At 64.9% G+C, this 14349-nt stretch carries 11 protein-coding genes; 1 reads left to right on the plus strand and 10 read right to left on the minus strand.

The window, feature by feature from the left end; genetic code table 11:
- The 10 genes from ACH107_RS23290 to ACH107_RS23335 all read right to left on the minus strand — a co-directional run.
- The coding region (locus tag ACH107_RS23290; protein WP_412507885.1) for an adenosylhomocysteinase at positions 1–159 on the minus strand (159 nt) is incomplete at its 3' end.
- A gap of 28 nt (positions 160–187) precedes the next feature.
- Positions 188–1378 (minus strand): methionine adenosyltransferase, encoded by a 1191-nt coding sequence (gene metK, locus ACH107_RS23295; protein WP_412507873.1) that lies wholly within the window; start codon positions 1376–1378, stop codon positions 188–190.
- A gap of 60 nt (positions 1379–1438) precedes the next feature.
- Entirely contained in the window at positions 1439–4102 is a 2664-nt protein-coding gene (gene metH, locus ACH107_RS23300) for a methionine synthase (RefSeq protein ID WP_412507874.1), read from the minus strand.
- Positions 4099–5166 carry a homocysteine S-methyltransferase family protein gene (locus ACH107_RS23305; protein WP_412507876.1) on the minus strand — a complete coding sequence of 356 codons (1068 nt, stop codon included), beginning with the start codon at positions 5164–5166 and terminating at the stop codon, positions 4099–4101. The genes metH and ACH107_RS23305 overlap by 4 nt, the downstream gene beginning before the upstream one ends.
- An 11-nt stretch (positions 5167–5177) precedes the next feature.
- A complete protein-coding gene (metF, locus tag ACH107_RS23310) occupies positions 5178–6056 on the minus strand; it encodes a methylenetetrahydrofolate reductase [NAD(P)H] (RefSeq protein WP_412507877.1) in 879 nt (292 codons plus the stop codon).
- 77 nt (positions 6057–6133) lie between these two features.
- Positions 6134–7816: a methyltransferase domain-containing protein gene (locus tag ACH107_RS23315; RefSeq protein ID WP_310690389.1), complete on the minus strand. Its 1683-nt coding sequence runs from the start codon at positions 7814–7816 to the stop codon at positions 6134–6136.
- A 515-nt stretch (positions 7817–8331) separates the two neighbouring features.
- Positions 8332–9402, minus strand: coding sequence for a quaternary amine ABC transporter ATP-binding protein (locus tag ACH107_RS23320; protein WP_412507879.1), 1071 nt, complete (start codon positions 9400–9402; stop codon positions 8332–8334).
- A 3-nt stretch (positions 9403–9405) separates the two neighbouring features.
- Positions 9406–10440 carry an ABC transporter permease gene (locus tag ACH107_RS23325; RefSeq protein WP_412507881.1) on the minus strand — a complete coding sequence of 345 codons (1035 nt, stop codon included), beginning with the start codon at positions 10438–10440 and terminating at the stop codon, positions 9406–9408.
- Between the two features lie 97 nt (positions 10441–10537).
- Positions 10538–11515: an ABC transporter substrate-binding protein gene (locus tag ACH107_RS23330; protein ID WP_412507882.1), complete on the minus strand. Its 978-nt coding sequence runs from the start codon at positions 11513–11515 to the stop codon at positions 10538–10540.
- 316 nt (positions 11516–11831) lie between these two features.
- Entirely contained in the window at positions 11832–12641 is an 810-nt protein-coding gene (locus tag ACH107_RS23335; protein ID WP_310690385.1) for a division plane positioning ATPase MipZ, read from the minus strand.
- A gap of 393 nt (positions 12642–13034) precedes the next feature.
- On the opposite strand from ACH107_RS23335, the gene ACH107_RS23340 reads away from it, so the two are divergent.
- The gene (locus ACH107_RS23340; protein ID WP_412507884.1) at positions 13035–14267 is read left to right on the plus strand and encodes a DEAD/DEAH box helicase; all 1233 of its coding nucleotides are present in this window, start codon (positions 13035–13037) and stop codon (positions 14265–14267) included.
- Positions 14268–14349 lie beyond the last annotated feature (82 nt).

Genomic DNA, 14349 nt, shown 5'->3' on the forward strand with positions numbered 1-14349 from the left:
CGCGCCCTTGAGCGGCTTGGAGGCCCCGAACTCCTCACGGCTGGCCATCAGACCCGGCATCTCCGTCTCCGCGATCGCAAGCTCGCGACGCCCGAAGGCGGCGTCGGAAATATCGCGAACGGCATAGTCCGCGGCTGTCACGTTCTCTGGTTTGTTCATGGTTACTGTTCCTTGAATCCTGTTGGGTTTACTGGGCGGCCACGGTGGCGCCGAAACTGCGGGCCAGCTCCTCGGCCAGGTCGGTCCTCTCCCAGGAGAAGCCGCCGTCGTCCTCGGCATGACGGCCGAAGTGGCCGTAGGCCGCGCTGCGGGTATAGATGGGGCGCAGCAGGTCCAGGTGGTCGCGGATGCCGCGCGGGGTCAGGCGGACCATCTCGCGCAGGCGGCGCGACAGGTCCTCTTCCGAGACACGGCCGGTGCCCAATGTGTCGACATAGAGTGCGACGGGCTCCGGCACGCCGATGGCATAGGCCAGCTGGATCTGGCACTTGTCGGCGAGGCCCGCGGCCACGACGTTCTTGGCCAGATAGCGCGCGACATAGGCCGCAGAGCGATCTACCTTGGTCGGGTCCTTGCCCGAGAAGGCACCGCCGCCGTGAGGGGCCGCCCCGCCGTAGGTATCGACGATGATCTTGCGGCCGGTCAGGCCCGCGTCGCCGTCGGGCCCGCCGATGACGAACTTGCCCGTGGGGTTGACGATCAGCTTGTCGTCGGCGGGCAGGTCCCAGCCCTCGTCCTTGAAGACATCGGTGATGTAGGGCTTGACCATCTCGCGCACCTCGTCCTGGCTGACGCCGTCCAGGTGCTGGGTCGAGACGACGACGGTATCGAGGCCCACGGGCTTGCCCCCGGCGTATTTCAGCGTCACCTGGCTCTTGGCGTCGGGGCCGAAATTCGGCTGTTTGCTGGATTTGCGGTCCTCGGCCATGTGGCGCAGGATGCGGTGCGCGAACTGGATCGGCGCGGGCATGAGCTCGGCCGTTTCATTGCAGGCATAGCCGAACATGATGCCCTGGTCGCCAGCGCCTTCCTCGCCCTTGTCGCCCTCGTCGACGCCCTGTGCGATGTCGGCGGACTGGGCGTGCAGCCGGCAGACGATCTCGGCATTGCGCCAGGAGAACCCCGGCTGGTCGTAGCCGATGTCGCGGATCGCCTCGCGGGCGATCTCCTCGACCCGCTCGAGCACCTCGGCCGGGCCGCGGACCTCGCCCGCGATGGTCAGGTGATCGGTGGTCGCCAGTGTCTCGCAGGCCACCCGCGACTGCGGGTCGGCGGCCAGATAGGCATCCAGAACCGCGTCCGAAATCCGGTCGCAGACCTTGTCAGGGTGTCCCTCGGACACCGATTCACTGGTGAACAGCCAGGTCTTGTCGCTCATCTCGTTCCTTTCTCCACTGCTGTGGGGTTGGGTCGGTATTGGCAAGTGATCTTGCTGGGGTCAGGCGATCTTGCGATCTGCCGATGACTTGTCGGGCCGATAGGCCAGGCTGGGGGCCAGCCAGGTTTCGACCTCGGCGATGTCCATGCCCTTGCGCGCGGCGTAGTCCGAGACCTGATCCGGTCCGATCCGGCCGATTCCGAAATAGCGCGCCTCAGGATGCGAGAAGTAGAGGCCCGAAACCGCCGCCGCGGGCCACATCGCACAGGACTCGGTTAGGTTAACACCGGTGTGCGCGGGCGCCTCGAGCAGGTCGAAAAGCGTGTGCTTCTCGGTGTGATCGGGGCAGGCGGGATAGCCCGGGGCAGGGCGGATGCCGCGGTACTGCTCACTGATGAGCGCCTCGTTGTCCAGCCCCTCGTTCGGGGCATAGCCCCAGAGGCTGCGGCGCACGCGGGCGTGCAGCGCTTCTGCAAAGGCCTCGGCCAGCCGGTCGCCCAGGGCCTGCACCATGATCGAGTCATAGTCGTTGCCCTCGGCCTTGAGCCGGTCGGCGATGTCGTGCACCTCCGCCCCCGTCGTAACTGTGAAGCCGCCCACCCAATCGGGCGTGCCCTCGGGGGCGATGAAATCTGCCAGACACATCTGCGCGGTTTCGCCGGTCTTGTTGCGCTGCTGGCGCAACTGCGGCATCCGCGCGCGCAGGGTGTCGCGGTTCTCGTTCGTCCAAACCAGGATATCGTCGCCCTGGCTGTTGGCGGGCCAGAGCCCGACGACCCCGCGCGGGGTGAACCAGCCCTCGGTCTCGATCCGGTCCAGCATTGCCTGCGCGTTCTCGAACAACTCGCGCGCCGTCGCGCCCTTGTGGGGATCGTCGAGGATGGCGGGATACTGACCCTTCATCTCCCAGGTGGCAAAGAACGGCGTCCAGTCGATATAGGCGCGCAGGTCGGCCACGTTGGTGTCATCTATCACGCTCAGGCCGGGGGTTTGCGGGGCAGGGGGCCTGTAGTCGCCCCAGCCGCCGTCGAAGGCGCTGGACCGGGCCTGCACCAGCGGCGCCGTGGGCCGGTCGCCGGTGCGGTCGTCGCCCGCCCGCATCTTTTCCTGCCCCTCGGCGATCTCGGCCAGGTAGGCCGGTGCGGCCGTCTTGGACAGCAGCTTGGAGACCACGCCCACGGCCTTGGAGGCATCGTCGACATGGATCACGCCGTTGTCGTATTCCGGCGCGATCTTGAGTGCGGTGTGCTTCTTCGAGGTGGTCGCGCCGCCGATCAGCAGGGGCAGGTCCAGCCCCGTGCGCTTCATCTCGCCCGCGACATCGACCATGCGATCGAGCGAGGGGGTGATAAGCCCGGACAGCCCGATGATATCGACCTTTTCCTCTTTCGCCTTGGCGAGAATGTCCTCGGTCGGCACCATCACGCCCATGTCCACAACGTCGTAGTTATTGCACTGCAACACGACGCCGACGATGTTCTTGCCGATATCGTGCACATCGCCCTTTACCGTGGCCATCAGCACCTTGCCCTTGGCCGAGGTATCGCCCGCCAGGCGTTTTTCTTCTTCCATGTAGGGCAGCAGATGGGCCACGGCGGTCTTCATCACGCGGGCCGATTTCACGACCTGCGGCAGGAACATCTTGCCCGCGCCGAACAGGTCGCCCACAACGTTCATGCCGTCCATCAGCGGCCCCTCGATCACGTCGAGCGGCTTGTCCGCGCGTTGGCGGCATTCCTCGGTGTCGTCCACCACGAAGTCTGTGATGCCGTGGACAAGCGCGTGTTCCAGACGCTTTTCAACAGCCAGTTCGCGCCACTTGGGGTCTTCCTTCTTCGACGCCTCGCCGCTGCCCTTGTATTTGTCCGCGATGTCCAGCAACCGCTCGGTCGCGTCATCGCGGCGGTTGAACAGCACGTCCTCGACCGCGTCGCGCAATTCGTCAGGGATGTCGTCGTAGACGGTGATCTGGCCCGCGTTGACGATGGCCATGTCCATGCCCAGCGGGATCGCGTGATAAAGGAAGGCCGAGTGCATCGCCTCGCGCACGGCATTGTTGCCGCGGAAACTGAACGAGACATTGGACAGCCCGCCCGAGATATGGGTGTCGGGCATGTCCGCCTTGATCAGCTTGATCGCGTCGAAAAAGGCGTTGGCATAGTCGTTGTGTTCCTCGATGCCCGTCGCCACGGCAAATATGTTCGGGTCAAAGATGATGTCCCAGGGCTGGAACCCCGCCTTGTCCACCAACAGATCATAGGAGCGGCGGCAGATTTCGTACTTGTGCTGCGCGGTCTCGGCTTGGCCGTTCTCGTCGAAGGCCATCACGACGACAGCGGCACCGTAGCGGCGCACCGTGCGCGCCTGTTCAAGGAACGCCGCCTCGCCCTCCTTGAGCGAGATCGAATTGACCACGGCGCGGCCTTGAACACGTTTCAGCCCGGCCTCGATCACCTCGAACTTGGAACTGTCGAGCATCACCGGCACGCGGGAAATGTCGGGCTCCGAGGCAATCAGGTTGAGGAAGGTCACCATGGCCTGTTCGGAGTCGAGCAGCCCCTCGTCCATGTTCACGTCGATGATCTGGGCGCCGTTCTCGACCTGGTCACGTGCCACGTCGAGCGCGGTGGGATAGTCGCCCTCCATGATCAGCTTCTTGAACTTGGCTGATCCGGTGACGTTCGTGCGCTCGCCGATATTGATGAAATTGGAAACGCTGGTCATGCCGCATCCTCCGTGTTGGTCCCCGGGGCCTCGAACATCTCCAGTCCCGACAGGCGCATACGTCGCACTGTCGGCGGGATCGCGCGCGGCGGCTTGCCGGCCACCGCGTCCGCGATGGCGCGGATATGGTCGGGCGTGGTGCCGCAGCAGCCGCCGACGATATTGACCAGTCCTGCCTCGGCCCAGTCGCCCAGATGCCCGGCGGTCTCGTCGGGGGTTTCGTCGTAACCGCCCATCTCGTTGGGCAGGCCGGCGTTGGGATAGGCGCTTATGCGGGTGTCGGCCACTTCGGACAGGGTGCGCACGTGCTGGCGCATCTCGTCGGCCCCCAGCGCACAGTTGAGGCCCACCGAGAAGGGCTGTGCATGGCTCATCGAGACCCAGAAGGCCTCGGGCGTCTGGCCCGTGAGCGTTCGGCCCGAACGGTCGGTGATGGTGCCCGAGATCATCAGCGGAGGCACGGTCAGGCCTTCGTCGGCCAGGCTGTCGATGGCGAAAAGCGCAGCCTTGGCGTTGAGCGTGTCGAAGATCGTCTCGACCAGCAGCAGGTCGACCCCGGCCTCGATCAGGGCGCGTGCGGCCTCGCCATAGGCGCGGGCCAGGTCGTCGAAGGTGACGGCACGATAGCCCGGGTCGTTCACATCGGGGCTGAGGCTGGCGGTCTGGTTGGTCGGCCCGATCCCGCCGGCGACCCAGCGGGGCCGGTCGGGTGTCGAAACGGCATCTGCGGCTTCGCGTGCCAGGCGCACGCTTTCCGCGTTCATCTCGGCGACAAGGCTCTGCATGCCGTAATCGGCCTGGCTGATCGCATTGGCGCCAAAGGTATTGGTGCACAGGATATCCGCGCCCGCCTCCAGAAAGGCGGTGTGAATGTCGCGGATCATCTCGGGCTGCGTCAGGCTGAGCAATTCGCTGTTGCCGCCCACATCGCTTTTCCAGTCGGCAAAGCGGGTGCCGCGGTAAACGTCCTCGCCCGGTTTGTGCTGCTGGATCATGGTGCCCATGGCCCCGTCCAGCACCAGGATGCGGTCTGCGGCATGGGCCGTGATGTCGGTCTCGGTCATCTCGTCTCTCCTCAGGCGGCGCTCTCGGCCGTGATATCTGGTGTCAGCCCAAGCGCGCGGCACACCGCGAGGCTGACTTCGGGCCGATTGAGTGTATAGAAATGGAACTCGGACAGGCCCGCGTCCAGCAAAAGGCGGCATTGTTCCGTGGCGACAGTGGTGGCGACCATGGCGCGGGTCTCGGGCGCGTCGTCCAGCCCGTCGAACATCCGCGCCAGCCAGTCGGGCACAGAGGCGCCGCACATGGCCGAGAACCGCTTGATCCCGGCGAAATTCGTCACCGGCATGACCCCCGGTACAATCGGCGCCGTGATGCCGGCGGCGCGGGCCCGGTCCACGAAGCGCAGGACGACATCCGTATCAAAGGCGTATTGCGTGATCGCCCGGGCCGCGCCCGCATCCAGCTTGCGTTTGAGATGGTCCAGATCGGCCTGGGCACTCGCGGCTTCGGGGTGAACCTCGGGATATGCGGCGACCGAGATGTCGAAATCGGCCACCCGCCGCAGCCCGGCCACCAGTTCGGCCGCGTCGCCATAGCCGTCCGCGGCAAGGCTCTGCCCCTCGGGCAGGTCGCCGCGCAGTGCCACGATGCGGGTTATGCCCTTGCCGTGCAGGCCCCGGGCCAGGTCGTCGATTTCGTCCCGGCTGGCGCCCACGCAGGTCAGGTGATGGGCCACCGGACGCCCGGTGCGCGCGCCGATCATGTCCACAACGCGGGCGGTGCGGTCGCGGGTGCTGCCACCGGCGCCATAGGTGACCGAGAAATAGTCGGGATTGGAACCGGCGAGTTGATCGACGGTCTGCGCAAGGGCCGCTTCGCCCGCATCGGTCTTGGGCGGGAACAGTTCGAAGGACACAGAGGCGGGGGGATCGGGGTAGAGCCCGGTCATGCGTGGTTCTCCATGGTCTGGAAGGGCGGAACAAGTGGGGCAGGGCCGGGGCGCGGTCGCGCCCCGGCAAAGGCTTGTCACTCCGGCTTGCGGAAGTGCTGGATGCCCCAGGCGAGGTGGCCCGCGTCCGCGGCCTTGACCCAGTTCTCCAGGCCGACAGCCATCTTGTCGAGATACTCGGCCGAGGCCCCGGCCTCGCGCAGTTTCGCGTAGTTGGCCAGCAGTTCCTCGCGCACCCTGGCATAGTGCGTGCGCAGATCACTGGTTGCCTCTTCCTGTTCAACGGTCTCGAAGCCCAGCGCCTCGGCCGCCTCGCGGTAGAAACGGGGTGATCCCAGGCTGTTGAGTTGCAGGCGGTCATAGACCGGTTGCAGAATGCTCGGGTCGGCGTCGTCGGCCTGCATCGGGTCGGTGAAGATCAGGTGCCCGCCCGGCTTGAGCACGCGCCAGGCCTCGGCAAGAACCTTGTCCCGCTGGTCGGAATGCAGGAAGCTGTCCTGGCTCCAGACCACGTCGCAGCTGGCATCGGCCTCGGGCACATCCTCGAAGACGCCGTGGTTGACCGAGATCTTGCCGGTCAGCTTGGCGGCGCGGATCTTGCCCAGGTTGTACTCGTTCTGCGTCTCCGAGATGTTCAGGCAGACTGCGTCGCAATCGGTCTTGCGCACCAGGGTCCGCATCGCGCCGCCATAGCCCGCGCCCATGTCCAGCACCCGTGCCGAGGCGTCGAGGGCTGGCAACCGGTCGATCATCGACTCGATGGTCCGATCCGAGGCGGTGCGGATGTCCGGCGTTTCGGCATAGCGGCCGATGTGCAGGTCCTCGCCGCCCCAGATCGTGGAATAGAATGTGTCGGCGTCGTCGCTGTCATAGTAGTCCTCGGTGATGTCGCGGATGTCTTCCTTGCCATCCTCGGAGGTGCCCCAGCGCACAAGGTGCAGCGCCGATTTCTCGGCCACGTGGATGAAGAAATCCGGGTCGTCCTCGGCATAGGTTTCCTGGAAGTCGCCGTAGGTGCGCACCCGCTCGAAGCCTGCCTCGGAGAGCAGACGCCGCATGTAGGTCTTGCGGATCGGGCACATGTTCAGCGTGTAGGACGCGCCGTCGGGAAACGAATAGCGCATCCGGCACAGCCCTTCGTCGACGTGGTCCGGCTCGGCGGTGACCTTGTCGCCGCAGTAGTAAAACTTGTGCTTGGTCGAATAGCCCTGGTCGAGCATGGCGTCATAGTTGCGCTGGTCCAGGATCAGCAGCCCGTCATGCTTGAGCGCGGCATAGAACTCGGCCAGGGCGCGGCGGCGTTCGGATTCCTTGTGCAGGTGGGTGAAGGAATTGCCCAGGCAGACGATCGCGTCGTACTTGCCGTTGATGTCGCGGTTGAGCCAGCGCCAGTCGGCCTGTGCGGTCTTGAGGATCAACCCGCGGGCCTGGCCGTTCTCGAAGGCCTTGGCCACCATCGAGGCGGCCCCGTCCGAGGCTGTCACGTCGAAGCCCGCCTCGGTCAGCCGGACCGAGTGGAAGCCGGTGCCGCAGGCAACGTCAAGCACCCGTTCCTTGCCGCGGGCCCGCAGGATGTCGATGAAGAACTGGCCCTCGCTCTCGGCGCGGCCTTCCCAGTCGATCAACTCGTCCCATTTGTCGACGAAGGTGCTGACGTATTCCTTGCGGTAATGATCGGTCTCGCGATCGGCCAGCGGATCGTCGCTGTAGACCTGGTCGGTCATGGTCAGCTCGGCGTTCTCGGCCATCGTGTCGCTCATTTTTGTCTCCGTTCCAGACTGTCCTGCCACCGGCGATGCGGATGCTCGCCGGGCGCGCAAGGTCCTTGCGCGAGTCCCTGAGGACTGCACTGATTTCTTCGCCCATTTCGATGTTGGCTCCGGGCGCGTTGTCGCGCCGGGCAAGGCACTGTTGTCGGGTCCAGCCTCTGCGCGGGGCACCGCCAGCTCTGGTCGTCGGTCTGGCTCTGGCGCAGTGCGTCAGGGTGCGGCCCAACATGCTGCGACAGCATAATGGACAAAAAGCGACTATTCAACAGGATTTTGCGACATTTTGTACAAGGTGCTGATTTGGCTGGGAAAAGACTTGGTTTCAGTGGTCTTTGCGGCTGCGGAAAACGGCGTCTGCGACATCGGGTGCGCCCCCGCGTCGTTGCGAATACGACACCGGCGAATCCTGCGGCGGTGCGGGGCCGGAAGACCGGCCGCAGAACGCAGAACGGCCCGGCACCTTGTGGGCGCCGGGCCGTTTTCCAGAGTCGTGTTTTCGGGCGCGGTCAGGTCGCGCTGGAACGCATGCCATCCTCGGCGGCGGCGGTGGGCACGAGGGCCTTGACGAGGTCTGTCATCTTGAGCACGCCGACTTGCTCGCCGCCGCGGGTGACGCAGTAGGTCAGGTCGGTCTGACCTTCAGATCGGGCGATCACCGATTCCAGGGTGTCGTCCCAGTCGACCTCGCCCGCGACGGTGTCGGGCCTGTGGTCCGTCTTCTCCATCACCGAACGCACACGCAAAACGCGGGCGCGGTTGATGTCGGAAATGAAGTCCACGATGTAGGGATCGTTGGGCTTCATCAGGATATCCTGAGGCTCGCCCTGCTGGACAACGTAGCCGTCCTTGAGGATCACCAGGTGGTCGGCCAGCTTGAGGGCCTCGTCCAGGTCGTGGCTGATGAAGACCACCGTCTTTTTCAGTTCAGCCTGAAGTTCCAGCAGCAGATCCTGCATGTCGGTCCGGATCAATGGGTCGAGGGCCGAGAAGGCCTCGTCCATGAGCATCACCGGCGAGTTCGAGGTCAGCGCCCGGGCGATGCCCACACGCTGCTGCATGCCGCCCGACAGCTGGTGTGGGTACTGGTCGCCCACCCCCTGGAGGCCGACGCGCTCCAGCCACTTGTTGGCCTCGCTCTCGTACTCGGACCGGGGCACGCCGCGCACGTCCAACGCCATGCCGGCGTTCTCGAGCACGGTCCGGTGCGGCAGAAGTGCGAAGTGCTGGAACACCATGGACATCTCTTCGCGGCGCAGGCGGCGCAGCTCTTTCTCGTCCACGCCGACGACGTCGACGCCGTCCAGTTCAACCTCGCCCGCGGTTGGTTCGATCAGGCGGTTCAGGTGGCGGATCAGGGTCGACTTGCCCGACCCCGACAGCCCCATCATCACCGTGATGTCGCCTTCCTTGACGTCGACGTTGATATTGTTGAGGCCAAGGACATGCCGGTGTTCTTCCAGCAGTTCTTCCTTGCCCATGCCGGCCCTGACCCGGTCCAGCACGCTGGCAGGGTCGGCCCCGAAGATCTTGTAGAGGTCGCGGATCGCGATCTTTGTTTTCTTCTCGGATGCACTCATGGGTCAGCCTTTCTGCGCAGAGTTGATGCGGTCCAGAGCGGCTTTCGTCGTGCGGTCCAGCATGACCGCCAGAAGCACGATGCCCAGACCCGAGACAAGGCCGACGCCCAGTTCGAGGTTGTTGATGCCGCGCAGCACAAGCACGCCGAGACCCGGTGCCGAGACCAGCGAGGCGATGACGACCATGGCCAGGCTCATCATGATGGTCTGGTTCACACCCGCCATGATGTTGGGCAGGGCCAGCGGAATCTGCACACCGTAGAGCTTTTGCCGATCCGTCATGCCGAAGGCCTCGGCGGCCTCGATCACCGATTCATCGACCATGCGGATGCCGAGGTCGGTCAGGCGGATCACCGGCACGATGGCGTAGAGGATGATCGCAATTCCGTAGAGTTTCGGCTCGGTCACCGAAAACAGGAAGATCAGCGGGATCAGGTAGACGAAGGGTGGCAGCGTCTGGAGCATGTCCAGTATCGGGATCGTCCCCGCCCGCAGGCGGTCGGATCGGGACATGGCGATGCCGATGGGTACCCCGATCAGGACGCAGAGGAAGGCGCAGACCATGATGATCGCCAGCGTCTGCATGGCGTAGCTGTAGTAATCGACAAAGGCCAGACCGCCGAGGCTGAGCGCCACGAAGGTCAGCAGGCGCCAGGACTTGGACACGAACCAGACGATGGCAAGAAGCAGCGGAATGACAATCCACCAGGGCGTGTTGAGGATGCCGTAGAGCGCCCCCTCCAGCAGCCACGACAGCGGCTGGGTGAGCGGGTCAAGCACCAAGCTGACCGAGTCCTTCACGGCGAGAAATCCGTTCTCGAGCCCCAGTGTCACGTTGCGCGCCTGCGGAAAGGCCGCGCAGGATTCATTGAGCGCGTCCATCGACGGGAAGGGAAGCTCCCAGATCGAGGTCGAGGGCTCTTCGCCCGAGCTCTGCGCGACAAGCGCCTCCATCGACATTGGCGCGGCGCCGTCACCGCCGGCCCCGCACCACTCCTCGAGCCCCAGGGCCCGGAAAACGAAATCATAAGTTGCCATATCTTGATCCCCATTTGTGCCCCGGCAGCATCCGCCCCCCAGCGCATAAAAAGACGGGGCCGATGTTAAGCCGGCCCCGTCAAGTCATTCAAGCGCGTTACTGGTCCAGAAGCGCGGTCAGCTTGCTGCGCGCTTCGTCGCTCAGCCAGCCAGTCCACTCGTCCTGGAAGTTGGTCAGGTAGTAAACCGCCGCCTCGTCAGCCGAGGCGTTGTTCTCGTCCTTCCAGGCCAGCACACTGCTCATGTCCGAGGTCTTGAAGGTCATGTTCTGCAGGAATTCGAACACGTCCGGGTTGTTTTCCTGAAAGGTGCTGGTGGTCGCCGTCACGATCGGCGCGGCCGGGAAGTCCGACACGCCGGGATTGTCCGCATCCGAGTTCTGGTTGCGAGCGTGGATCTCGTCGTCGACTTCGCCCAGGTCCACCTTGGTCATGTCGTACTTGCCAAGCGGAACCGTCGGACCCCAGTAGTAGCCGAACCACGGATCCTCGTTGAGGACGGCGTCGGCCATCGAGGTAGCCAGCACCTGGCCCGAGCCCGCGTCGAAGATCTCGATGTCGTTGCCTTCAAGGTCCAGCGCTTCGGACAGGTTGTCGCTGACCACGCGGCAGCCCCAGCCTTCGGGGCAGTTGTAGAAGCGCCCGCCGGCCAGTTCCGGATTCTCGAGGATGCCCTCGATGGTGGTCAGTTCGGGGTGCTCTTCGGCCAGATATGTGGGGATCCACCAGCCCTCGACACCGCCGGGATCAAGCACGGGCCCGGCTTCAACGACCTTGCCGTCATCTTTCAGCTCGGTGTAGGTGTCGCCGGTCGAGTTCAGCCAAAGCTCGGTCACGATGTCGGGCTCACCGTTCTCGGCGACCGAGGTGACCGCCGGGATGGTGTCCGAGGGAACGACGCTGACGTCACAGCCATAGCCCTGCTCCATCACGAACGAAGCGACGCTGGTCACGACCTGCGCCGAGGCCCAGTTCATCTCGGTGATTGACACTTCACCACACTCGCCCGATTGCGCTTGGGCGGCCATCGGGGCGGCGAATGCGCCGGCGGCCAGAATAAGCGGTAGTTTCTTCATCAGTCAGTCCTTTCGGTTTTTCGCGCCTCTTCCAACCTTTCGCATCGCGAAAGGGTGCAAACCATTTGGTCCTGCATCGGGAAGTTCCGTATTCTCGATACAACGAAGGGTCATATGAGCCCTGTTGTCAGAAAACCGGATACGGCGGCATGTCATGGTCCTTAGCCATGGCGAATTAGTTAGCCAAGTCGCCGAGGGATTTCAACCCCGCTCGCGGCTAGGTTCCCTGATTCCCTCGCGCTGCATTTTCCTGCGCGACACGCCACGCGCCGAAAGCGACAATACCGACCCTTGCTGGCCATGCTTCCGGGTAGGGTCAGAAGTCCACCGAAACGCCCGGAAGCTGAAGCGCCTTCATTAGGTCGCGCAATTCCTGGCGCGCGGCCAGGTTCGAGATGCTCAGGCTCTTGACCCCGATATCGCGCAGGTCCAGCAGGGTCAGCCCGCGCGGGAAAAGCTCGCGGAAGATGACACGTTCGCCGAAGCCGGGCGCGGGGCGGAAGCCGATCCGCTTGCTCAGCTTGCCGACGGCCTTTTCCATCTTCTGCTTGTTTACCATGTTCTGTGCACCAAGGCGGTTGCGCACGACGACCCAGTCGATCGCGTCGAACCCGGCCTGTGCGCGCAGTTGCCGCGCGTTCCAGACCATCGCGGAATAGACCGAGGGCCCCTTGATCGTCTCGCCGTCCGCGTCGATCTGCGCGAGCAGGTCGAAATCGATGAAGCTGTCGTTGAGCGGTGTGATCAGCGTATCGGCCAGCGAATGCGCCACCTGGCTAAGGCGGGTGTGGCTGCCCGGGCAGTCAATCAGGATGAAGTCGTTGTCGGCCTCCAGCCCGGCTACGGCCTTGGACAGGCGATGGTCGAAGATGTTCTCGCCCTCATCCAGGGTGTCGGGGTCGATCTCGGGCAGGTCGTTCCAGCTGGGCATGGGCAGGTCGAGACCCTCGGCCGCCATGAAGGCGTGGCGGTTCTCGATGTAGCGGGCCAGGGTCTTCTGGCGCAGGTCAAGGTCCAGCACGCCGACCGGCCGTCCCTGGCGCGCCAGTGCCGTAGCCACGTGCATGGAGACGGTCGACTTGCCCGCCCCGCCCTTTTCGTTCCCGACGACGATGATGTGTGCCAAGGCATTGTCCCTTCCTCTGGCCCGGGTCCCCACCCGGAGCGTTCGCGTAACGATAGGGGGGCGCGGGTGCAAGGAAAAGCAGGCGCCACGCGCGACGCTTGACTTGTGCCGCCGAAAGTCGCATGTCCCACTGTAACGGATGCTGCTGCCGCGTGAGCAGGGCGCCACCCCGCCGGTGATGATAATCGCCCGGGGGCCTCATCGACCGAGGCAAGGCGCGACCACGGCATCGTTTGAGACAGGTTCCCACCATCACGCAGGGGTGCCGCGCCGGACCGGCGTGCGGGCAATGACGCCTGTACGCGAGGGCGTCGGTGCAACCCTATGGCCGGCCCGCGTCAATGCGGTCGGTCTGCCGTGCGGTCCATGACGGGCCGCGCAGAAGGACACTACATGGATTTCGATATGCTGGGCCTTGCGCCCCGCCTCACCAAGGCCCTGGCCGAACAGGGCATTTCCGAACCGACGCCGATCCAGGCCCAGGCCATCCCGCACGCCATGAACGGCCGCGATGTCATGGGCCTGGCCCAGACCGGCACCGGCAAGACCGCGGCCTTCGGCCTGCCGATGATCGACGCGCTGCTGAAGTCGCAGGGCAAGGCCGCGCCGAAGACGGCCAAGGGCCTTATCCTCGCACCGACGCGCGAACTCGCCAAACAGATCGCCGACAACCTGACCGCCTACACCGAGGGCACCCACCTCAAGACCGTCCTGGTCGTGGGCGGGGCCGGGATCACCGGGCAGATGCGGCGGATGGAAAAGGGCTGTGCCCTGCTCGTCGCCACGCCGGGGCGCCTGATCGACCTGCTGGACCGCGGCGCGGTGCGCCTGGACGAGACGGAATACCTGGTGCTGGACGAGGCCGACCAGATGCTCGACATGGGCTTCATCCACGCGCTGCGAAAGATCGCGCCGCTGCTGCCCGACGATCGTCAGACCATGCTGTTCTCGGCCACCATGCCAAAGCAGATGTCCGAATTGGCCGATACCTACCTGTCCAACCCGATCCGGGTGCAGGTCAGCGCGCCGGGCAAGGCCGCTGACAAGATCGCCCAGACCGTGCATTTCATCGCCAAGGCCGAGAAGCCCGATCTTATGGTCGAGCTTCTGGACGGCCACCGCGAGGAGCGCGCCATCGTCTTCGGCCGCACCAAGCACGGGTCCGAGAAACTTTACCGCAAACTTGAGAAAGCGGGTTTCGCCGCGGCCTCGATCCACGGCAACAAGAGCCAAGGCCAGCGTGACCGCGCGCTCAAGGCCTTCAAGGCCGGCGAGGTCAAGGTGCTTGTGGCCACCGATGTTGCGGCGCGGGGGCTCGATATTCCCGAGGTCAAGCACATCTACAACTTCGACCTGCCCAACGTGCCAGAGAACTACGTTCACCGTATCGGCCGCACGGCGCGGGCGGGGGCCGACGGGATGGCCATCGCCTTCTGTGCGCCCGACGAGATGGGCGAGCTGCGCGCCATCCAGAAAGCGATGAAGGCCGATATCCCCATCGCATCGGGGCGCCCCTGGCAGGTGGAAGAGCCGCAGCCCAAGCGCGGCGGCGCAGGCCGGCGAGGTGGGTCCGGTGGATCGGGCAAGGCCCCAGGCGGCGCGGCCAAGCACAGCTTCGCCACGTGATCGACTACGAAAGCTGATCGCTCAACGGGGGATGACGCCCCATGGCCAGGGACAGAGCCCGGTCCGAAGACTACGTCAGCCC

This window comes from Roseovarius halophilus (ex Wu et al. 2025) (assembly GCF_047086965.1).